Raw genomic sequence first — 22568 nt, 5'->3', positions numbered from 1 at the left:
GCGGCGCCGCGCCCCGAAGGGCCGGTCGCTGCTGCCCCAGCCCGCCGCGCGCCCGCCGGCACCCCGCGATGCGCGGTGGTGGTCGGGAGCCGCGCTGCTCGTGATCGCCGCGCTGCTGTTCGGGTTCGTCGTGCACGCGACGCTCATCTCGGCGTTCCAGCACCATCGCTCGCAGGAGATCGCCTACGACGCGCTGCGCGATTCGCTCGCCAAGGCCGAGACCCCGGTAGGGCAGCTCGATCTGAACGAGGATCTCGTCGTCCCCGGCACCCCCGTCGCGCACCTGGAATCGCCGGCGATCGGGCTGTCGGAGGTCGTCGTCGAGGGCACCGACGCGCAGCGCCTGCGCGCCGGCATCGGCCACCGGCGCGACAGCGTCATGCCGGGGCAGGTGGGCACGTCGGTGATCCTCGGCCGGCAGACCACCTACGGCGGACCGTTCTCGCAGCTGCACCGCCTCGAGCCGGGCGACGAGATCACCATCACCACCGGTCAGGGCACGCACACGTACCGCGTCTTCGGCCTGCGCCGGGCCGGCGATCCACTGCCCGCGCCCCTGCGCGCGGGCGAGGGTCGGCTGGAGCTGCAGACCGCCGACGGCCTGCCGCTGTTCCCCTCGGGCGTGCTGTACGTCGACGCCGAGCTCGTGACCGAGACACAGGAGACCCCGGCGCGCGTGCTCGCGTTCAAGGCGCTGCCGCCGGCGGAGCACGAGATGGGGCAGGACCAGGGCGCGTGGTTCATCGCGTTCTTCTACCTCGTCTTCTTCGTCGCCGCCGGCATCGGCACCTGGTGGCTGTGGACCACGTGGGGCCGCTGGCACGCATGGGCGGTCGGCGTGCCGGTGCTCGTGTTCCTGGGCCTCGCCACCGCCGACCAGGTGATGAACGCCCTCCCCAACCTGACCTGATCCCTCCACCCGAAGGACATCCGATACCCATGACCTCCCGACACGACCCGCTGGCCGACGACCTCACCGAGGTCCTGCCCGCGGCCACCCGCAGCGCCCGCCGCGCGGAGGCGAGCACGGCACCCGCTCTCGAGCCCGAGGCCGCGCCCGCTCTCGAGCCCGAGGCCGAGATCGTCGCGCCGCCCGCCCCGCGCGTCGACGAGCCGGCGCCCGCGGTCGCCGCGCCGGCGACCGACGACATGACGTACGTCCTGCCGAGTGCCACATCCGCCGCGGACCTCGACGCGCCGCCGCGCCCGTTCGGCGTCGCCGACGCGCCGCTGTCGACGCTCGAGGCGCGCGACATCAGCGCGTGGTTCGGCACCCACAAGGTGCTCGAGCGCGTCTCGCTCACCATGCCCGCCGGCCAGGTGACGGCGCTCATCGGCCCCTCGGGCTGCGGCAAGTCCACGTTCCTGCGCATCCTCAACCGCATGCACGAGCTCGTGCCGTCGGCCGCGCTCGCGGGCGAGGTGCGGCTGGACGGCGAGGACATCTACGACCGCCAGAAGAAGCTGCAGGACGCCCGTAAGCACATCGGCATGGTCTTCCAGAAGCCGAACCCGTTCCCCGCGATGTCGATCTACGACAACGTGATCGCGGGGCTGAAGCTGACCGGCATCCGGGCCTCGCGCGACGAGAGGGACGAGCTCGTGGAGCGGTCGCTCACGGCCGCGGGCCTGTGGAAGGAGGTCAAGGACCGCCTGCGCCAGCCCGGCGGCGGTCTTTCGGGCGGTCAGCAGCAGCGCCTGTGCATCGCGCGCTCGCTCGCGGTGAAGCCGAAGGTGCTGCTGATGGACGAGCCGTGCTCCGCCCTCGACCCCACCTCGACCCGCGTGATCGAGGAGACGATGGTCGAGCTGCAGAAGGAGGTCACGATCGTCATCGTGACCCACAACATGCAGCAGGCACAGCGCGTCAGCCAGCAGTGCGCGTTCTTCCTCGCCGCCCAGGGCACGCCGGGCCACATCGTCGAGCACGGCGACACCGAGGCGATGTTCAGCGAGCCCCAGGACGAGCGCACCTACGACTACGTCAACGGGCGGTTCGGATAGTCGTGTCGCTGGACGCCGCGGGGGAGCGGATCGGCGGGCGATACGCGCTCGGCGACCTGCTCGGGGTGGGCGGAACCGGCTCGGTGTTCGCGGCCGCCGATCCCACCGGGGCCGAGGTGGCGGTCAAGCTGCTGCACCCGCACCTGTGCGCCGACGACGCGGCGCGGGAGGCGTTCCTGCGCGAGGCCCGCCTCGCGATGCGGCTGGATCATCCGAACATCGTGCGGGTGCACGACGCGGGCCTGCACGATGCCGGGGGTGTCACCATGCCCTGGATCGCGCTCGAGCTGCTCACCGGGCCGACGCTGCGCGAGCACGTCGACGCCGTCGGGGCGCTGGGCGCGGGCGACGCGGTCGCGGTCGTCGACGGGCTGCTCGCCGGCCTCGGCGCCGCGCACCAGGCCGGTCTCGTGCATCGCGACATCTCGCCGCAGAACGTCATCCTGCACGGTGCCCGCGACCGCGCGCCGGGCGCAGGTTTGAGCGCGGGCATGGTGCGGATCCTCGACTTCGGGCTCGCCGACGTGACAGGGCGTGCCACGGTCGGCTCCGACGTGCTCCTGGCGGGGGCGGAGGACGGCGGGCACGTGGTCGGCAACGCCCACTTCATGTCGCCCGAGCAGGCGCAGGGGCTGCCCGTGCGCTCGGTCAGCGACCTGTACCAGGCGGGCGCGGTGCTCGTCTACGCCCTCACCGGTCGCCCGCCGTTCCCCCGCACGACCGTCGAGCAGGTGATGCGGGCGCACGTCTCGGCCCCTCCTCCCGTGCCCTCGGCCATCGCGCCCGCCGCGCGGCCGTTCGACCGGGTCGTCACGCGCGCGCTGAGCAAGACGCCGGCGCACCGGTTCCGCACGGCGGCGGAGTTCCGGGCCGCGCTCGCCGAGGCCGGCGCGGCCGCCGTGGCCGCGGCTTCCGTAGTCGAGACCCCGGACGCCCCGGCGGAGGGCACGGGCCCCACGTCGGTGCTGCGCCCCGACGGCGGCGGCGACCTGGACTACCTGCGCCCCGCGGACGACGACATCGCCGAGCCGGTGCGTGATGCGAGGGCGCGGGCCGGCGGCGCGGGCGTGCTGCTGGGCCTGGGGGCGGTCGCGATCCTCGCCGTCGCCGCGCTCGGCGCCACCTTCCTCGCCGGCTCGCCGGGCGCCGAGGCCGAGGGGCCGCGCCCCCAGCCCACGACCGCGCCGAGCACGCCGCAGACGCCGCCACCCGGATCCGCCTCGCCGACGCCGTCGTCGTCGCCGTCGCCCACCCCCGAGCCCTCGACGTCCGCCCCGCCCGCGCCCGCCCAGGTCGAGATCCCCACCCTGTTCGGCACCCTCGCCGATGCGGAGGCGGCGCTCGCCCAGGCCGGGCTCCGCCTGGGCGCGGTCAACAGGGTCGAGGCCGCCGAGGCCGCCGACCGGGTCCTCGGCCAGCGCCCCGAGCCGGGTTCGCGGGCGGAGCCCGGCACGGCGGTGGACGTGACGGTCGCGAGCGGGCGCAACACCGTGCCCGATGTGCGGGGGATGAGCGTGCCCGCCGCCATCGCGGTGCTGCTCTCGGCGGGCTTCGAGGCCGTGGCCGACCAGCAGCCGGCGTCTGCCGCCGCCACGGTCGCCGGCAGCGAGCCGGCCGCGGGCGCGGTGCTGAGGGTGGGTGTCACGGTGAGCCTCCGCGTCGAGGCGCAGCCGACGCCCGGGCCGACGCAGACGCCCGTGCCGCAGGACCCCGGGGAGGCGGCCGGATGACCCGCGCATCGAGCATGCTGCGCGTCGCGGTCTCGCGCGTGCTCACGGTGCTCGCCATCGTGTTCATCGCGGCCGTCGCCGTGGCGCTGCTCAACCTCGTGCGCCAGTCGCCGCCCGCCGCGTCGAGCGCCGAGTACGTGCCCCCGCCGGCGGGAACGCTGCCGGACGTCACGGTGACCGGACCCGACGGCACCGTGCCCTCCGGCGACGCGCCGGTCTCGGGTTCGGCGGCCGACGCCGGCCCCGCCGCGCGCATCGACGCCGCCTGGCTCGCGCAGACGTCTGCCGCCACCGGCATCCCGGCCCGCGCGCTGGCCGCCTACGCGTCGGCGCACCTCACGGTCGAGGCCGAGGACCCTTCGTGCGGCATCGGGTGGAACACGCTCGCCGGGATCGGGGCGATCGAGTCGGATCACGGGCGCCACGGCGGGTCGTCCGTGGGTGCGGACGGCTGGGTGACCCCGCGGATCCTGGGCGTGCCGCTGAACGGCGACGGCGTGATGGCGATCCACGACACCGACGGCGGCGCGTGGGACGGCGACACCGTGTGGGACCGCGCCGTGGGGCCGATGCAGTTCATCCCCGAGACGTGGTCGTACTGGGGTGCCGACGGCAACGGCGATGGCGTGGCCGATCCGAATCACATCGACGACGCCGCGCTCGGCGCCGCCCGGTACCTGTGCGCGTCGGGCCCGATGACCACCACGGAGGGCTGGCGCGCGGCCGTGTTCTCGTACAACCACCTCGAGGTGTACGTGGACGACGTCGCGGCCGTGGCGAACGACTACGCCGCCCGCGCACGGAGCGCGGGCTGAGAGAGGGGGAGCGGATGCTCCGAGACATGCGCGAGCGGATCGACGACGATCCTGTTGCCGACGCGGACGATCCTGTTGCCGACGCGGCGGATCCTGTTGCGGACGCGGCGGATGAGGATGCCGGCGGGCTGCGGCTGATCGTGCTCGATCCGGGAGGGGACGGGGCCCTGCACGCCGGCCGCGCGTCGGTGCGGCGCGCGGCGCTCGCGATGACGCCCCTCGACGGCATCACGCGGGTGCCCGCGGCGGCGGACGATCCGCGGTTCCTGTGGACGCTCGTCTCGCCCGACGACCTCACGCTGGCGATCAGCGCGCGCAGCTTCGCCTCGGCCGAGCGCGCCCTGAGCCACGCACAGGCGACGATCGACGGATCGCGCCCGTGGCGCATCTGCCCCGTGCGCAGCGACGAGACGGGCCACCGCTCGATGTGGATCGCGGTCGGCGGCACGGTCGAGATCCTCGCCGGGCAGGCGTGGGCCGAGCGCTCGGCCGAGCGCAACGGCCAGACCTGGCTGCGCCGCCTCGGCCTGGCCCGCAACGAGGCGACCGGCCGCGTCGCGCGCACCCCGCTGCGGGTGATCGTGTCGGGCGGATCGTGAGGGGCGTGGGCGCGGTCTGGCGTGCGCTCGGTGCTGAATCGGGTTGCACCGGATCGGTTGCTGAACGGAGGCGCGAAGCGCCGGAGATGAAGCGACCACCGCAAGCCTCCTGCGGTTGCTGTGCCGAGGTGTATCGGGTCGGCTGCTGACCGGAGCGCCCACCCGATCGGTTGCTGAACGGAGGCGCGAAGCGCCGGAGATGAAGCGACCACGGCAAGTCCTCCTGCGGGGGGCGGGGGGGGGGGGGGGGGGTCGGTGCGGGTGTCGGTTCGTCCACAGCCGTCGTTTCCACGGGGTTATCCACAGAATCGCGTTTCTGGTCCTGGTCGGGGGTTCCGCGGGTTCGGATGTCGGTGGTCGGTGGGACGATGCGGGTATGACATTCCTCAGCGATTTCCAGGACCGGGCAGGCGCGATCGCGTCGCTGCCGCCGGTGGATGTCGCTGTGGTGGCGGCCCTTCCCGACGAGGACGTGCTCGCCCTGCTGACCGTCGCGACGGACCTGGCCAAGACCGCCGAACGCGTCCGCGCGGTCGCCGCCGGCGTGGTCTCGGCGCGCTCGTCACGGGCGGCCGGGCACAAGGGCCTGGCGCAGGGTCGGGGTCATCGCAACGCGGTCGCGCTCGTGCAGGAGCTCTCCGGCGGCACCCGCGGCGACGCGGCCCGGCAGGTGCGGGTCGGGCAGTCGCTGGTGGAATCCGCGCTGGGCGGGAACGGCCCCGGTGCGGCGCCGGAGGGTCTCGACCCTGCCGCGGATCGCGGCGATGCGGCCGAGCAGGACTCCACGCCCGCGCGGCCGTGGCATGACCCGGTCGACCAGGCGCTGCTGAGCGGGGTGGTGACTACGGCGCAGATGGATGCGATCCTCCGCGGGCTCGGCCACCCACCCACCGGCTCGCCCTCGGAGGACTCGCCGTCGGCCGGCGCGGAGGATGCGGCGGTGGAGGCGTGGCGACTGGCGGCCGAGCAGCTGGTCGCTGTCGCGGCCGAGTGCACGGTGGAGGATCTCGCCGCCGCGGCACGGGTGTTGCGGGACCGGTTGGATCCGGAGGGTGCCGAGGCGCGGTTCCTGGCCCGGTTCGAGGCACGCGCGTTCCGGATGTGGACGGACGCGGACGGCGTCCAGCACGCGAAGATCGTGTTCGACGACGAGGGTGCGGCGTGGATGCGGGCCGTGATCGACGCGGCCCTGCGGCCCCGCCGCGGCGGTCCCCGGTTCGTCGACCCCGACGAGGCCGCGAAAGCGCAACAGCTCACCGACGACCCGCGGACGAACGACCAGCTCACCTACGACCTCATCCTCGGGGTGCTCCGCGCCGGCGCCGTCGCCGACGCCGAAACCGTCTTCGGCGCCCGCCAGCCCGGCGTCCGCGTCGTCACCATCGACCCCACCCGCGACGCGACCTGCAACCCGACTCGACCCGACGGTGCCGCGAGCGGCAGCATCGGAGACACCGACAGCCCTGCTCCCGCACCCGCCCGCCCTGGTCCCGGATACACGGAGGACGGCGGCCACCCCCTCCCCGCCCCGGCGGTCGAGCAGGCCATCTGCACCACCGGTCACGTCCCGGTGACCGTCGACGCACACGGCAACCCGCTCGATGTCGGGCGGGAGCAGCGCCTGTTCACCCCGAAGCAGCGCATCGCCCTGGCCATCCGCGACGGCGGCTGCCGGTGGGCCGGATGCGACATGCCCGCCTCCTACTGCGAAGCCCACCACATCGACGAATGGGCCGCCCACGCCGGCCGCACCGACATCGACCGCGGCATCCTCCTGTGCCGCTTCCACCACATGAACCTCCACCACCACCGCCACCGCATCACCCGCGACCGAAACGGCCCCTTCCTGCTCCACCCACCCGACGGCAGCGAACCCGTCGAACTCCCCACCCACTCACCCCTCCGATGGCACTGGACCCCGCCACCCCGCGCCGCCTGACCCCATCCGGGGGCGGCGGGCTCGACCGGGCCGGCATCCGCTCCGTCGGAGCGAGGCGCAGCGCACCCCTCGACCGGTTGCCGAACGAGGTGCGCGCTCAGCGTTCGCCCGCCCCGCACCGCCATAGACTTGACGCCTATGAATCCCGATGCCCTCGCCGCCGCTCTGCTCGCCGTCCTCGCGCCGATCGCCGAGCGACGCCGCCCCGGCGAGGACCTGGGGATCACGGCCGCCGACATCGCGTTCGAGCGTCCGAAGAACCGCGACCACGGCGACTGGGCCACGAACACGGCCATGAAGTTCGCCAAGAAGCTCGGCACGAACCCGCGCGAGCTCGCCCAGGAGATCGTCGACGGCCTCACCGCCGTCGACGGCGTCGCGGGCGTGGAGGTCGCGGGCCCCGGCTTCATCAACATCCGCCTCGAGGCGGCCGCCGCCGGCGCGCTCGCGAAGACCATCGTCGAGGGCGGCGACTCCTACGGCCGCAACGACGCCCTCGCGGGGCAGACGATCAACCTCGAGTTCGTCAGCGGCAACCCCACCGGCCCTCTGCACATCGGGCACACCCGCTGGGCCGCGCTCGGCGACGCGATCGGCCGCCTGCTCGAGGCCAGCGGCGCCACCGTGGCGCGCGAGTACTACATCAACGACGCCGGCGCGCAGATGGATCGCTTCGGCGCCTCCGTGTACGCCGCGATCATGGGCGAGCCCGCCCCCGAGGACGGCTACAAGGGCGAGTACATCAACGACCTCGGCGCCCGCGTCGCCACGATCCTGCCGAACCTGCCCGAGGTCGGGCGGGACGAGGCCATCGCCGCCGTCCGCGAGGTCGCGTACCAGCTGCAGCTCGCCGAGATCCAGAAGTCGCTGCGCGAGTTCAACGTGGAGTTCGACGTGTGGTTCTCGGAGCGCACGCTCCACGACGGCGCGCCCAGCCTCATCGACCAGGCCGTCGAGCGCCTGCGCGAGCAGGGCCACGTCTTCGACGAGGACGGCGCCGTGTGGGTGCGCACCACCGACTTCGGCGACGACAAGGATCGCGTCATCCGCCGCTCCAACGGCGAGTACACCTACTTCGCCGCCGACGCCGCCTACTACCTCAGCAAGGGCGACCGCGGCTTCGCGCACAAGATCTACCTCCTCGGCGCCGATCACCACGGCTACGTGCACCGCCTCAAGGCGCTGGCCGGCGCCGCCGGCGACGACCCCGAGAAGGACATCGAGGTGCTGATCGGGCAGCTCGTGTCGGTCAACGGCGCGCGCCTGTCGAAGCGGGCCGGCAACATCATCGAGCTCGACGACCTGCGCGAGTGGATCGGCACCGACGCCCTGCGCTACTCGCTCGGACGGTACCCGGCCGACTCGCCGCTGTCGCTCGATCCCGAGCTGCTGCGCAAGCGCACGAACGACAACCCCGTGTTCTACGTGCAGTACGCCCACGCGCGCACGCACAACGTCGCCCGCAACGCGATCGACGCCGGCGTCACGCGCGACACCTTCGCGCCCGAGCTGCTCACGCACGAGACCGAGGCGGCGCTGCTCGGCGCGCTGCAGGAGTTCCCGCGCCTCGTCGCGTTCGCCGCCGACCAGCGCGAGCCGCACCGCATCGCCCGGTACCTCGAGGAGATCGCGGGCCTCTACCACCGCTGGTACGACAACTGCCGCGTCACGCCCAAGGGCGACGAGCCCGTCGAGCCCGTGCACGGCACGCGCCTCTGGCTCAACGACGCCACGGGCCAGGTGCTCCGCAACGGCCTCGCCCTCCTGGGAGTGAGCGCCCCCGAGCGCATGTGACGCGCCGGCGGGCGAGCCCGGCAGCAACCGAGCAGGGTGTGCCCGGTCGGTTGGCTCGGTGGTTTCGGCTCCGCGCCCTGCGGGCGCTTCGCTCAACCCGTCTCCGTTCGCTTCGCTCGGTCGACGAGCGGTGGTTCTCGTTCGTCGACCGGAGCGGCGCAGCCGCGAAGCGGGGACGGGTCGAGCAAGCGAGCGAAGCGAGCGCGTCGAGACCAGGGCCGCAACCGCGCTTGCGGTGGTCGCTTCATCTGCGCGCCTGCGGCGCTCCGTTCAGCAACCGGGGCCGCAACCGCTCGCACCCGCGACCAAGGTCGGGATGAGAGGGTGCACGTATGAAGCGGCGGCGATGGGGATGGATCGTCGCGATCGTGGCGGTGGTCGCGGTCGCGGCCGGGGCGTTCGTCGCCGGTGAGGCCGTCGCCCGATCCGTCATCCGCGACCGCGTGGAGGAGGCCGTCGTCGACGCCGGCGTCCGCGTCGGGCACCTCGACGTCGAGATCCCGGGGCTCGTCATCCCGCAGCTGATCGGCGGCCGGATCGACGAGGCGCACGTCACGGGCGAGCGCGTCGAGTACGAGGGCTTCACCGCCGACGTGCGGCTCGCGCTCGAGGGCGTCGACACCGGCGCGCTGAGCGCCGAGCGCGCCTCCGCCACCGCGGCCCTCGACGCCGCCGCTGTCGAGAGCCTCCTCGGCCGCGCGAGCGCCGGCACCGCGTGGGAGGCGCTCGGCGACGCCGCGCGCATCGCGATCGCCGAACCCGACGTCGCCGTCTCGGGCGAGCTGCCGATCCTCGGCACCCTGCAGCTCACCCTGCGGCCCTCGGCGGACGACGGACGCCTGCTGCTGTCGCCCACCGGGATCGCGCTCGGCGGACACCAGCTGCCCGGCCAGCTCCCGCCCGGCGTGCCCGCCGCGCTCGCCCAGCCGATCCCCGTCTGCCTCTCCGAGAGCCTGCCGCGCGGCATCACGCTGACGGACGCCACCGTCGAGGGCGACGAGCTCATCGCCCACCTCGCGCTCGACGGCGGGCTGCTGAACGATCCGACGCTGCAGCAGCCCGGCGACTGCGCATAAGGCTCAGTGCGACGGGGGTCGCCGCCGGACTCGTCCTAGACTCGTCGGGTGACTCACAGCCCCGCCGGGGCCGTCGTGCCCGAGTGGCTCGCCGTGCCCGACGACCCGAACGACCTCGTCGAGGCCGTCTGGCCCGCGGGCGCGGATCGCGACGCCGACGGCGTGCTGCGCGTCGGCGGCATCCCCGCCACGCAGCTGGCCCGCGACTTCGGCACGCCCCTGTACGTGCTGGACGAGGACGCCGTGCGCGCCAGGGCCCGCGAGGTGCTCGCCGCCTTCCGTGACGCCGCCGCCCGCCACGGCGCCCGCGCCCGCGTCTACTACGCGGGCAAGGCGTTCCTCAGCGGCGCCGTCGCCCGCTGGGTGCGCGAGGAGGGGCTCGCGATCGACGTCGCCACCGGCGGCGAGCTCGCCATCGCGCTCGCGGCCGGCGTCGATCCGTTCCACGTCGGCCTGCACGGCAACAACAAGTCGGTCGCCGAGCTCGAGCACGCCGTCTCGGTCGGCATCGGATCCGTGGTGATCGACAGCCCGATCGAGCTCGAGCGGCTCGCGGCCATCGCCCAGCGCCTCGGCGTCGTGCAGCCCGTGCTCGTGCGGGTCAACAGCGGCGTGCACGCCGAGACCCACGACTTCCTCGCCACCGCGCACGAGGACCAGAAGTTCGGCTTCCCCCTCGCGCAGGCGCCCGAGGTCGTCGCGCGCATCCGCGAGCTGCCGCAGCTGGAGTTCATGGGCCTGCACTGCCACATCGGCTCGCAGATCTTCGGCGCCGCCGGCTTCGCCGAGTCGGCCGCGCGCCTCGTCGACGTGCACGCCCGCCTGCTCGAGGGCGGCGACGTGCCCGTGATGAACCTCGGCGGCGGGTACGGCATCGCCTACACGCGCGCCGAGCACCCGACCCCGATCGCGCAGCTCGCCGGCGACATCGTCGACGCCGTGGCGGGGGAGTGCGCCGCCCGCGGCATCCCCGTGCCGAACCTCGCCTTCGAGCCCGGCCGCGCGATCGTCGGCCGCGCGGGCGTCACGCTCTATGAGGTCGGCACGGTCAAGCCCGTGCACGTCACCGACGCCGTCACGCGCCTCTACGTGAGCGTGGACGGCGGCATGAGCGACAACGCCCGCACCGCCCTGTACGGCGCGCAGTACTCCGCGCGGATCGCGTCGCGCACGAGCGGCGCCGAGCCCGCCCTCGCGCGGGTCGTGGGCCGGCACTGCGAGTCGGGCGACATCGTCGTGGACGCCGAGTACCTGCCCGCCGATGTCGCCCCCGGCGACCTGCTCGCCGTGCCCGCCACCGGCGCCTACTGCCACTCGCTCGCCAGCAACTACAACGCCGTGCCGCGGCCGCCCGTCGTGGCGCTGTCGGGCGGATCCGCGCGCGTCATCGTGCGCGGCGAGACCATCGACGACCTGCTCGCGCGCGACCTGGGCCTCGAGCCCCGCGCCGCGCACCCGAACGAGGAGACCGAATGATCGAGAAGCGCACGCTCCGGGTCGCGCTGCTGGGCGCCGGATCGGTGGGATCGCAGGTCGCGCACCTGCTGCTCACGCACCGCGAGGAGCTGGCCGAGCGCGCCGGCGCCGAGCTGGAGCTGGCGGGCATCGCCGTGCGGAACCTCGACGCGCCGCGCGACGTCGAGCTGCCGCGCGAGCTGCTCACCACCGACGCCGAGAGCCTCATCGTCGGCAGCGACATCGTCATCGAGCTCATGGGCGGCATCGAGCCGGCGCGCACGCACCTGCTCACGGCGCTCACCTCGGGCGCCGACGTCGTCACGGGCAACAAGGCGCTGCTCGCCACGCACGGATCCGAGATCTTCGACGCCGCCGACCAGGTGGGCGCGAGCGTGTCGTACGAGGCGGCCGTCGCCGCCGCAATCCCGATCATCCGCCCCCTCAAGGACTCGCTCGCCGGCGACCGGATCCAGCGCATCTTCGGGATCGTCAACGGCAGCACCAACTTCATCCTCGACAAGATGGACCGCGAGGGCCTGAGCGCCGAGGAGGCGCAGCGGATCGCGACCGACCTGGGCTACCTCGAGGCCGACCCCACGCTGGATCTGGAGGGCTACGACGCCGCGCAGAAGGCGGCGATCCTCGCGAGCCTCGCGTTCCACACCAAGGTGTCGCTGGACGACGTGCACCGCGAGGGCATCGAGAACGTCACGGCCGACATGATCGAGGGCGCTCGCCGCGCCGGCTTCGTCGTGAAGCTGCTCGCGGTGTGCGAGCGCCTCGACGACGACGGCGAAGAGTCGATCTCGGTGCGCGTGTACCCCGCGCTCATCGAGCGCGACCACCCGCTGGCGAGCGTGCACGGCGGCAACAACGCCGTGTTCGTCGAGGCGGCCGCCGCGGGCCCGCTCATGTTCTACGGCGCCGGCGCCGGCGGGCTGCAGACGGCCTCGGCCGTGCTCGGCGACGTCGTCTCGGCCGCCCGCCGCCACATCGCCGGCGGCGTGGGCGTGGGCGAATCGCCGCGCATGAGCCTGCCGACCGCGCCCATCGGGCGGATCCTCACCCGCTACCAGGTGCGCCTGGAGGCGACGGACGAGCCGGGCGTGCTCGCGACGATCGCGGGGATCTTCGCCGACGGCGGCGTCTCGGTCGCCACGGTGGATCAGAGCCAGCGCGAGGGCGACACGGCGTCGATCGTCATCGGCACCCACCGCGCCCGCGAGCAGGCGCTGAGCGACACCGTCGCGCGCCTGGCCGCCAGCGACGCCGTCGAGCGCGTGGTCTCCGTGCTGCGCGTCGAAGGGGAATGAGCGCCGAGCCCGCCGCGCCGCGCACCGTGCACGTGCGCGTCCCGGCGACCAGCGCCAACCTCGGCCCCGGCTTCGACACGCTCGGCCTCGCGCTCAGCGTGTACGACGAGGTCGAGGTGACCGCCCTCGCGCCGGGCGAGCTGGAGATCGAGGTCACCGGCAGCGGGGCGGAGCACATCCCGCGCGACGACTCGCACCTCATCGCCCGCACGATCCGGTACTGCTTCGAGGCGGCCGGCGAGCGCGCGCCCGGGCTGCGGATCGTCGCGCACAACGGCATCCCGCACGGCAAGGGGCTGGGGTCGTCCGGCGCCGCGGTGGCGGCGGGCGTGCTCGCGGCGAACGGGCTGCTCGGCGGGCGGCTCACCGACGCCGACCTGCTGCGGCTCGCGACCGAGCTGGAGGGGCACCCCGACAACGTCGCGCCCGCGCTGTTCGGCGGGCTCACGATCGCGTGGACCGAGCACGGGGTGCCGCAGCACAAGAAGCTGCTCGTGCACCGCGGCGTCGCGCCCGTCGTGTTCGTGCCCGATCGCACGATGTCGACGTCGATGGCGCGCAGCGTGCTGGCCGCCGAGGTCTCGCGCGAGGACGCGGTGTTCAACGTCTCGCGCTCGGCGCTGCTCATCGCGGCGCTCACGCAGAGCCCGGATCTGCTGCTGTCGGCCACCGAGGACAAGCTGCACCAGGAGCGCCGCGCGCAGGCGATGCCCGAGACCTTCGCGCTCGTCGGCGCACTGCGCGCCCGCGGGTTCGCGGCCGTCGTCTCGGGCGCCGGGCCCAGCGTGCTCGTGCTCGCCGACGGACCCGGTCGCCGGCTCGAGGCCGCCGCCGTCGCCGAGGAGGCCGCGGAGGGGTCGTGGCAGGCGCTCATGCTGGCCGTGGACTTCATGGGCGGCACGACACACGCGTCCGACGACCCCAGAATGGACATGTCGCGACAGCTGACCCGAGGAGCGCCGGATCGATGAACTACCTCTCCACCCGAGGCGGCGGCGAGCCGCTGTCGTTCAGCGAGGCCCTGCTCGAGGGGCTGGCCCCCGACGGCGGGCTCGCGGTGCCGGCCGAGCTTCCGGAGGTCGACGGCGAGACGCTCGAGCGCTGGCGCGCGCTGACCTACCCGCAGCTGGCGACCGAGGTGCTCGCGCTGTTCGCGACCGACATCCCGCGCCGCGACCTCGCGCGCATGGTGGCAGCGGCCTATGAGCCCTTCCCCGGCGAGGTCGTGCCGCTGCGGGCGATCGGCGACGGCATCGAGCTCGTCGGGCTCTCGGAGGGACCGACCCTGGCGTTCAAGGACCTCGCGATGCAGTTCCTCGGCCAGGTGCTGGAGTACGCGCTCGAGCGCCGCGGATCGGTGCTCAACGTGCTCGGCGCCACGTCGGGCGACACGGGATCGGCCGCCGAGCACGCGCTGCGCGGCAAGGAGCGGATCGCGGTGTTCATGCTGTCGCCGCAGGGCCGGATGAGCGCGTTCCAGCGCGCGCAGATGTTCTCGCTCGACGACCCGAACATCCACAACATCGCGATCGACGGCGTCTTCGACGACTGCCAGAACCTCGTCAAGCAGCTCGCCGGCGACCTGGAGTTCAAGCGCGCGCACCACCTCGGCGCCGTCAACTCCATCAACCTCGCCCGCATCACGGCGCAGGTCGTCTACTACATCTGGGCCTGGCTGCGCGCGACCGACGCGGGCGGCTGGACCGAGCTGTCGTTCACCGTGCCGTCGGGGAACTTCGGCAACATCCTCTCCGGCTTCTACGCGCGGCAGATGGGCCTGCCGATCCGCCGCCTCGTGCTCGCGACGAACGAGAACAACGTGCTCGACGAGTTCTTCCGCACCGGCGTCTACCGCCCGCGCGGGGCCACCGAGACCGTGGCGACCTCGAGCCCGTCGATGGACATCTCGAAGGCGTCGAACCTCGAGCGCTTCATCTTCGAGCTCGTCGGCCGCGACGCCGCGCGCGTCGTCGACGCGTGGCGCGAGCTGGAGGGCGGATCGTTCGACTTCTCGTCCGAGCAGCCGCGCTTCGCCGAGGAGTTCGGCCTCGTGAGCGGCACGTCGACGCACGCGGATCGCCTGGCGACGATCCGATCCGTGCACGAGGCGACCGGGGATGTCATCGATCCGCACACGGCCGACGGCGTGAAGGTCGCGCGCGAGTTCGCGGAGCCGGGCGTGCCGATGCTCGTGCTCGAGACGGCCAAGCCCCACAAGTTCGCCGAGACGATCCGCGAGGCGATCGGCGTGGAGCTGGAGCTGTCGCGCGAGCTGCAGCAGATGATGTCCGCGCCGCAGCGCGTCGTGGAGATGCCGGACGACGCGAGCGCGCTGCGCGACTACATCGCCTCGGCCGCGCTGCGCTGAGCCTCCCGCTGCTGGACGTCAGCGCCGGAGGCGTGGAGGTGAAGCGACCGTGGCAAGCGCCGTCGGCGCCGCGCCGAGGTGGTACAGTGAGGATCACAGCGGAGGGTGCCTCAGAGCACGAATTCTGACCTCCGTCGCAATCTGCGAAGCCCCGCACGGTCACCCCACCGTCCGCCCGAGTGTGTTCTCTTCGGTGCGGCAACCGGTTGACCGGCGCACGACGTGGCGCGCGCACGGTGGATCCCGTCTGACGGATCCCCCTGCGGCTGGCTGAGAATCCACGACCCGATGAGGAGTCACGTTGGAGTCCATCTCCGAGATCCAGTCCGAAGCCGTCGAGGCCAAGGGCGACGAGAGCGTCACCGCTCCCGCCACCGCCGAGACCGCCCCCGAGGCGAGCACGGCCGAGGCCACCAAGGCCCCGGCGAAGGCGCCGCGCAAGCGTGCACCGCGCCGCGCCAAGGCCGCGTCCACCGACGCCGCCGTGGAGGCGACCGGCAACGAGCAGGCCGCGCCGGCCGCCGAGGCTCCGGCCGAGCAGGCAGCGCCCGCCGAGCAGGCGGAGGCGCCGGCCGAGAAGCCGAAGCGCGCCCCGCGCCGCCGCGGCAAGGCCGCCGAGACCGATGTCGCCGCGGCCGCCGAGGCCGAGAAGCCCGCCGAGGCGCCCGAAGGCGACAAGCCCGAGGCGCCGCAGGCCGACCAGGCCGACGCCGCGAAGTCCGACGCCGCGAAGGCCGAGCAGCCGGAGGCCGACAAGGCCGAGCAGCCCGAGGCCGACACCGCCGAGAAGCCTGCCCGTGCCCCGCGCACCAAGGGCGGCCGCGGCGCGAAGGCCGCCAAGAGCGACGACGCCGCCGAGGCGCCCCAGGCCGAGCAGGCCGAGGGCGACGCGCGCAAGAACGACGCCGAGTCGGCCGACGAGCAGGACGGCGACGGCGAGGAGGGCTCCGGTCGCGGTCGCAGCCGCCGCAGCCGCAGCCGCAGCCGCAACAAGAACAAGGGCGACGGCCCGCAGAACGGCGGCGCACAGCCCGAGGCGCAGGCGCAGCCGCAGGAGGACCGCAACCGCCGCAACAAGCGCACGCGCGGCGCCCAGAGCGACGAGTTCGAGCCGGAGATCGGCGAGGACGACGTGCTCATCCCGATCGCGGGCATCCTCGACGTGCTCGACAACTACGCGTTCGTCCGCACCACGGGCTACCTGCCCGGCCAGCAGGACGTGTACGTCTCGCTCGGCCAGGTGAAGAAGTACAACCTGCGCAAGGGCGACGCCGTCGTCGGCGCCATCAAGCAGCCCCGCGAGAACGAGCAGCAGGGTCGCCAGAAGTACAACGCCCTGGTCAAGGTCGACTCGATCAACGGCCTGTCGGTGGACGACGCGGCCGACCGCGTGGAGTTCGGCAAGCTCACGCCGCTCTACCCCCAGGACCGCCTGCGCCTCGAGACGGCGCCCGAGAAGCTGACGCAGCGGATCATCGACCTCGTCGCGCCGATCGGCAAGGGCCAGCGCGGCCTCATCGTCGCGCCCCCGAAGGCGGGCAAGACGATCGTGCTGCAGCAGATCGCGAACGCGATCGCGCAGAACAACCCCGAGGTCCACCTCATGGTCGTGCTCGTCGACGAGCGCCCCGAGGAGGTCACCGACATGCAGCGCACGGTGAAGGGCGAGGTCATCGCCTCGACCTTCGACCGCCCCGCCGAGGACCACACGACGGTCGCCGAGCTCGCCATCGAGCGCGCCAAGCGCCTCGTCGAGCTGGGCCGCGACGTGGTCGTGCTGCTCGACTCGATCACCCGCCTGGGCCGCGCCTACAACGTGTCGGCCCCCACGTCGGGCCGCGTGCTCTCGGGCGGCGTCGACGCGTCGGCGCTGTACCCGCCGAAGCGCTTCTTCGGCGCCGCGCGCAACATCGAGAACGGCGGATCGCTCACGATCCTCGCCACGGCGCTCGTGGAGACCGGATCCAAGATGGACGACGTCATCTTCGAGGAGTTCAAGGGCACCGGCAACATGGAGCTGCGCCTGTCGCGCCAGCTCGCCGACAAGCGCATCTTCCCGGCGGTCGACGTGAACGCGTCGAGCACCCGCCGCGAGGAGATGCTGCTGAGCCCCGACGAGGTCAAGATCACGTGGAAGCTGCGCCGGGCCCTCGCGGGCATGGACCAGCAGCACGCGCTCGGCGTCATCCTCGAGAAGCTCAAGGAGACGCAGTCGAACGTCGAGTTCCTCGTCCAGATGCAGAAGTCGATCCCCTCGGCCGGCGGGCGTTCCTCCGGCGACGAGAACCAGATCCGCTGATCCGCGCGTGTTCGAGTCCGTCGATGCGCTGATCGACGAGCACCGCCGGGTGCAGGAGGAGCTCTCCGACCCGGCGGTGCACGCCGACGCCGCGCGCGCCAAGCGCGTCAACCGCCGTTACGCCGAGCTGTCGCGCATCGTCGCGGCCCACCAGGCGTGGGTCGGCGCGGGGGAGGACCTCGAGGCCGCGCGCGAGCTCGCCCGCGAGGACGAGGCGTTCGCCGACGAGATCCCCGCGCTCGAGGAGCGGCTCGCCGAGGCGCAGGAGCGGCTGCGGCGCCTGCTCGTCCCGCGCGATCCCGACGACGCCCGCGACGTGATCATGGAGATCAAGGCGGGCGAGGGCGGTGCCGAGAGCGCGCTGTTCGCCGCCGACCTGCTGCGCATGTACCTGCAGTACGCGGCCTCGCGCGGCTGGAAGACCGAGATCCTCGAGCGCGACGAGTCGGATCTCGGCGGCTACAAGAACGTGCAGGTCGCGATCAAGGGATCGTCCTCCGATCCCGCGCAGGGCGTGTGGGCGCACCTGAAGTACGAGGGCGGCGTGCATCGCGTGCAGCGCGTGCCGGCGACCGAGTCGCAGGGCCGCATCCACACGTCGACGACCGGCGTGCTCGTCTTCCCCGAGGTGGACGAGCCCGAGGAGATCGCGATCGATCCGAACGACCTGAAGATCGACGTGTTCCGCTCGTCCGGCCCCGGCGGGCAGTCGGTGAACACGACGGACTCCGCCGTGCGCATCACGCACATCCCGACCGGGATCGTCGTGTCGATGCAGAACGAGAAGTCGCAGCTGCAGAACCGCGAGGCCGGCATGCGCGTGCTGCGCGCCCGCCTGCTCGCCCGGCAGCAGGAGGAGCTCGCGGCCGTCGCGGCCGATGCGCGCAAGTCGCAGATCCGCGGCATGGACCGCTCGGAGCGCATCCGCACCTACAACTTCCCCGAGAACCGGATCGCCGACCACCGCACGGGCTACAAGGCGTACAACCTCGACGCGGTGCTGAACGGCGCGCTGGATCCCGTCATCCAGTCCTGCATCGAGGCCGACGAGGCCGAGCGCCTCGCCGCCCTCGGCGACTGACCCCGGCGGTCTTCGAGCTCCGTGGCATACTCCGGCGCCGCCGCGGCATGAGGTCCCCGGGCACCTCGAGAGAACGAGCGCCGCGGCACGTATCAGGCCCGCCCTTGCGCGCTCCGTGGTGGTGATCGCTCCCACCTCACGCGAAGGGCACCGCGTCTATGCCTGTCTCCTCACCGCTCCCGGCTCTGCTCGGGTCCCTCAAGCTCAACGCGAGCGGGCACGAACGACTGAACGAGTTCTGGGACGACTGGAGCTTCCTGGCCGCACGGCTCGAGGAGCTCCGCGCCGACAAGGAAGGCAAGTGACATGGCCGCAGGATGGATCGAGAAGCTCACGGGCTCGCTCGAGCAGAAGAAGCAGAAGCAGTACAAGGCGCGCCTCGAGGCGCTGCCCGGCGACTACCGCGTCGCCGCCCAGGCGCTGGATCGCTACGTGATGTACGCCGGCGGCATCGCCGACGGCGAGGTCATGATGCGGATGTTCGGCGACCTCGCCGACCTCTTCGAGGAGCACGCCGCGGCGGGCACGCCCATCCGCGACATCGTGGGCGACGACCCGGTGGAGTTCGCCGAGGAGTTCGTCTCGAACTACGCCGACGGGGGCTGGATCACCAGGGAGAAGGACCGCCTGAAGAAGGCGATCGACGGCGTCGACACGGGGAGCGGATCACGAGCGCGATGAACGCCCCCGCGATCCGGGTCGTGGGCATCGAGGAGTCGTTCGGCGAGCTCGGCGTGCTGAAGGGCGTGGACTTCGAGGTCGAGCGCGGCAGCATCTTCGCCCTGCTCGGCTCGAACGTCGCGGGCAAGACCACGCTCGTGCGCATCCTCAGCACGCTGCTGAAGGCCGACGCCGGCGCCGCCTCGATCATCGGGCACGACGTCGCGTCCGACCCGCAGGCGGTGCGCGAGGCGATCAGCCTCACGGGCCAGTTCGCGGCGGTGGACGAGGTGCTCACGGGGCGCGAGAACCTGGCCCTCGTGGCCCGCCTTCGGCACCTGCCCGATCCGGGCCGGGTCGCCGACGAGCTGCTGGAGCGGTTCTCGCTCGCCGAGGCGGGCGGGCGCCGCGCGGGCACCTACTCGGGCGGCATGCGCCGCCGCCTCGACATCGCCATGAGCCTCATCGGCGAGCCGCCCGTCGTCTTCCTCGACGAGCCGACCACGGGCCTCGACCCCGAGGCCCGGATCGAGGTGTGGGACACCGTGCGGGAGCTCGCCGGCCGCGGCACGACGATCCTGCTCACCACGCAGTACCTCGACGAGGCCGAGCAGCTCGCCGACCGCATCGGCATCCTGCACGAGGGCCGGATCCTCGTGCAGGGTGCCCTGGCCGACCTCAAGGCGCTCATGCCGCCCGCGAAGGTCGAGTACATCGAGAAGCAGCCGAGCCTCGAGGACGTGTTCCTGCGGCTCGTCGGAAGGAAGGAGGCCGCCTGATGGTCATCGCACACGCGCTCGGCGACACCGCCGCGCTCACGGGCCGCTCGATGCGGCACATCCTGCGCAGTCCCGACACGATCATCACGACGGCGGTCACGCCGATCGCCATCATGCTGCTGTTCGTCTTCGTGTTCGGCGGCGCGATCGACACCGGATCGCAGTCGTACATCGACTACATGCTGCCGGGCATCCTGCTCATCACGATCGCCTCGGGCATCGCGTACACGGCGTATCGGCTGTTCCTCGACCTGCAGGGCGGGCTCTTCGAGCGCTTCCGCTCCATGCCGATCGCGCGGTCGTCGGTGCTGTGGTCGCACGTGCTCACCTCGGTCGCGGCCAACCTCGTGTCGGTCGCGCTCGTGATCGGGGTCGCTCTTCTCATGGGCTTCCGCACGGGCGCGGGCCCGCTCGCGTGGCTCGGCGACGCGGGGATCCTCGCGCTGTTCACGCTCGCGCTCACGTGGATCGCGGTCGTCGCGGGGCTCTCGGCCAAGTCGGTGGACGGGGCGAGCGCGTTCTCGTACCCGCTCATCTTCCTGCCCTTCATCAGCTCGGCCTTCGCGCCGACCGCGTCGATGCCGGGCCCCGTGCGCTGGTTCGCCGAGAACCAGCCGGTCACGTCGATCGTGAACACGATCCGCTCGCTCTTCGCCGGCCACCCGGTCGGCGGCGAGATCTGGATCGCGCTGGCCTGGTGCGTGGGCATCCTCGCGGCGGCCTGGATCGGCGCCACGCTGATCTACCGCCGCAGGGCCCGGTGAACTCGCAGGTCGTCGACCGACACTTCGACTCGCTTCGCTCGCTCAGTGCGAGTCTCCGCGAACGGAGACGGCTTGGGCGGAGGCCCCGCAGGGGCCGGCGTCGAAAGCAGCGTGCTGTGATCTGGCCTCGACTTCGCTTCGCTCCGCTCGGCCCGTTTCCGCTCCGGCGCTTCGCGCCTCCGGTCGACGAGCGGGTTCGCTCGAGGGGCACCTCATCGGTTGCTGAACTTCAGCGCCGAAGGCGCGGAGATGAAGCGACCAGCCCGACCGCGCGAGAGGATGGCGGGGTGGAGCTGCACGAGCTGGGTCTGATCGGTCTCGCCGACGCGCTGCGGCGCGGGGAGGTGACACCGCTCGAGGCGGCGGATCACTTCCTCGCGCGGATCGCGGCGCACGACGGATCGCTCGGGGCATTCGTCGAGGTGACGACCGAGCGGGCACGGGATGGCGCCGCCGCGCTTGGCGCGCCGCCGGAGGACGCGCCGCCGCTGTGGGGCGTGCCGCTCGCCGACAAGGACCTCACCGCCCGCGCCGGCGTGCCCACGCGGTACGGATCCCGCGCGTTCGCCGATTTCGTCCCCGACGCGTCCGATCCGATCGCCGCCGCGCTCGACCGCCTGGGCGCCGTGAGCCTCGGCAAGACGAACACCCCGGAGTTCGGCCTCACGGGCTACACCGAGTCGCTCGTCGCGCCGCCGGCGCGCAACCCGTGGGACCCGGCGACCGGCGCCGGCGGCTCGAGCGGGGGAGCGGCCGTCGCGGTCGCCACCGGTCTGCTCCCCGCCGCTCCCGCCTCGGACGGCGGCGGGTCGATCCGCATCCCCGCCGCGACGGTGGGCGTCGTGGGCCTCAAGCCGTCGCGGGGCCGGCTGCCGGTCGGATCGGGCATGGACTCGCCGGGCGGGCTGGCGGTCGCCGGGCCGATCGCGCGCTCGGTTGCCGACGCGGCCCACCTGCTCGACGCGCTGGCCGGGTCGGCGCCGTACGCCTACGCCACGCGGGCGCCGGGCGGCGGACCGTTCGTCGAGGCCGCGCGGCGCGACGTCCGCGGCCTGCGGATCGGCGTGACGACCGCGACGCCGTGGGACGGCTGGACCGACACGAGCCTGTCGCCGGCGTCGCGCGACGCGCTCGAGGTCGCGGTCGGCCTGCTCGCCGAGCACCGCGTCGATCCGCTCGACTGGCGCCCGCGCGGCTACCCCGAGCTGTTCACGACCATCTGGCGGGCGTCGGCGGCGCGGATCCCCGTGGCCGACGAGGACCTCGACGCGCTCACCGAGCCGCTCACGGCGTGGCTGGTGCGCGAGGGTCGCGCGCTGCCGGCCGAGAGGATCATCGGCGCGTACCAGGCCGCGACCGCGTTCGAGCGCGAGACCATCGAGGCCTTCGCTCCCTTCGACGCCGTGCTCACGCCCGCGCTGGCGATGGATCCGCAGCCGATCGGGTGGTTCACCGACGGCACGGACCCGGAGGAGAACTTCGCGCGGCAGTGCCGGTACGCGCCGCACACGAGCTTCGTGAACGTCGCCGGCCTGGCGGCCATCACGGTGCCGGTCACGGCTGCGCCGGGGGAGCGGCCGGTGAGCGTGCAACTGATCGGCCGCCCGGGCGGCGAGGCCGCGATCCTCGCCCTCGCGGCCGAGCTCGAGTCCCGCCGCGGCCCCCTGCCCTGGCCAGCGCCGTAGAGCCGCTTGCCTTGGTCGCTTCATCTCCGCCTGCGCCGCTGGCATTCAGCAACCGATCGATGCAACCGACCAGCAACCGATGAGGGGTTCAACCGGCGGCCAACCGAAGGGCTCAACCGGTCCTCAAGCCACCGCGCAACCGGTCAGCAAGACACCGTTCAAACGATCACTGTGCGAGCGCGAAGCGCGAGCGTGGGGGCGGCG

19 protein-coding genes are annotated in these 22568 nt (G+C 73.2%); all 19 read left to right on the top strand.

Annotation, left to right across the window (positions count from 1 at the left end; all coding sequences use genetic code 11):
• Positions 1 to 910 (top strand): sortase (locus ACODR5_RS11845; RefSeq protein ID WP_488983752.1); only part of this gene is annotated, 910 nt, incomplete at its 5' end.
• Positions 911 to 1230: 320 nt separating this feature from the next.
• Positions 1231 to 2004 (top strand): phosphate ABC transporter ATP-binding protein PstB, encoded by a 774-nt coding sequence (pstB, locus tag ACODR5_RS11840; RefSeq protein WP_449854064.1) that lies wholly within the window; start codon positions 1231 to 1233, stop codon positions 2002 to 2004.
• A gap of 2 nt (positions 2005 to 2006) precedes the next feature.
• On the top strand, positions 2007 to 3734 hold the full coding sequence (locus ACODR5_RS11835; protein ID WP_488983751.1) for a serine/threonine protein kinase: 1728 nt from the start codon (positions 2007 to 2009) through the stop codon (positions 3732 to 3734).
• Positions 3731 to 4549 carry a lytic transglycosylase domain-containing protein gene (locus ACODR5_RS11830; protein ID WP_488983750.1) on the top strand — a complete coding sequence of 273 codons (819 nt, stop codon included), beginning with the start codon at positions 3731 to 3733 and terminating at the stop codon, positions 4547 to 4549. The genes ACODR5_RS11835 and ACODR5_RS11830 overlap by 4 nt, the downstream gene beginning before the upstream one ends.
• A gap of 14 nt (positions 4550 to 4563) precedes the next feature.
• Complete coding sequence (locus ACODR5_RS11825) at positions 4564 to 5148, top strand: hypothetical protein (protein WP_449854021.1); 585 nt, start codon at positions 4564 to 4566, stop codon at positions 5146 to 5148.
• A 376-nt stretch (positions 5149 to 5524) separates the two neighbouring features.
• Positions 5525 to 7087, top strand: coding sequence for an HNH endonuclease signature motif containing protein (locus tag ACODR5_RS11820; protein WP_449854020.1), 1563 nt, complete (start codon positions 5525 to 5527; stop codon positions 7085 to 7087).
• 138 nt (positions 7088 to 7225) lie between these two features.
• A complete protein-coding gene (gene argS, locus ACODR5_RS11815; RefSeq protein WP_488983749.1) occupies positions 7226 to 8881 on the top strand; it encodes an arginine--tRNA ligase in 1656 nt (551 codons plus the stop codon).
• A gap of 332 nt (positions 8882 to 9213) precedes the next feature.
• A complete protein-coding gene (locus ACODR5_RS11810; protein WP_488983748.1) occupies positions 9214 to 9957 on the top strand; it encodes an LmeA family phospholipid-binding protein in 744 nt (247 codons plus the stop codon).
• 48 nt (positions 9958 to 10005) lie between these two features.
• On the top strand, positions 10006 to 11433 hold the full coding sequence (gene lysA / locus ACODR5_RS11805) for a diaminopimelate decarboxylase (protein WP_488983747.1): 1428 nt from the start codon (positions 10006 to 10008) through the stop codon (positions 11431 to 11433).
• Positions 11430 to 12728 (top strand): homoserine dehydrogenase, encoded by a 1299-nt coding sequence (locus tag ACODR5_RS11800; protein ID WP_488983746.1) that lies wholly within the window; start codon positions 11430 to 11432, stop codon positions 12726 to 12728. The genes lysA and ACODR5_RS11800 overlap by 4 nt, the downstream gene beginning before the upstream one ends.
• Positions 12725 to 13699 (top strand): homoserine kinase, encoded by a 975-nt coding sequence (gene thrB / locus ACODR5_RS11795; protein WP_488983745.1) that lies wholly within the window; start codon positions 12725 to 12727, stop codon positions 13697 to 13699. Before ACODR5_RS11800 ends, thrB begins: the two co-directional genes overlap by 4 nt.
• Entirely contained in the window at positions 13696 to 15096 is a 1401-nt protein-coding gene (gene thrC / locus ACODR5_RS11790) for a threonine synthase (RefSeq protein WP_488983744.1), read from the top strand. The genes thrB and thrC overlap by 4 nt, the downstream gene beginning before the upstream one ends.
• A 301-nt stretch (positions 15097 to 15397) precedes the next feature.
• Entirely contained in the window at positions 15398 to 17395 is a 1998-nt protein-coding gene (gene rho / locus ACODR5_RS11785; protein ID WP_488983743.1) for a transcription termination factor Rho, read from the top strand.
• Positions 17396 to 17402: 7 nt separating this feature from the next.
• On the top strand, positions 17403 to 18476 hold the full coding sequence (gene prfA, locus ACODR5_RS11780) for a peptide chain release factor 1 (RefSeq protein ID WP_488983742.1): 1074 nt from the start codon (positions 17403 to 17405) through the stop codon (positions 18474 to 18476).
• A gap of 158 nt (positions 18477 to 18634) precedes the next feature.
• On the top strand, positions 18635 to 18781 hold the full coding sequence (locus ACODR5_RS11775) for a hypothetical protein (RefSeq protein ID WP_488983741.1): 147 nt from the start codon (positions 18635 to 18637) through the stop codon (positions 18779 to 18781).
• Position 18782: 1 nt separating this feature from the next.
• Entirely contained in the window at positions 18783 to 19157 is a 375-nt protein-coding gene (locus ACODR5_RS11770) for a DUF1048 domain-containing protein (RefSeq protein ID WP_488983740.1), read from the top strand.
• Entirely contained in the window at positions 19154 to 19915 is a 762-nt protein-coding gene (locus ACODR5_RS11765) for an ABC transporter ATP-binding protein (protein WP_488983739.1), read from the top strand. The genes ACODR5_RS11770 and ACODR5_RS11765 overlap by 4 nt, the downstream gene beginning before the upstream one ends.
• Complete coding sequence (locus tag ACODR5_RS11760; RefSeq protein ID WP_488983738.1) at positions 19915 to 20679, top strand: ABC transporter permease; 765 nt, start codon at positions 19915 to 19917, stop codon at positions 20677 to 20679. The genes ACODR5_RS11765 and ACODR5_RS11760 overlap by 1 nt, the downstream gene beginning before the upstream one ends.
• A gap of 287 nt (positions 20680 to 20966) precedes the next feature.
• Entirely contained in the window at positions 20967 to 22364 is a 1398-nt protein-coding gene (locus ACODR5_RS11755; protein ID WP_488983737.1) for an amidase, read from the top strand.
• Positions 22365 to 22568: the final 204 nt, after the last annotated feature.

This window comes from Microbacterium sp. FG3 (assembly GCF_057809335.1).
The sequence above is the reverse complement of the archived record's forward strand: the minus strand, read 5'-3'. Positions and strand labels throughout refer to the sequence as shown.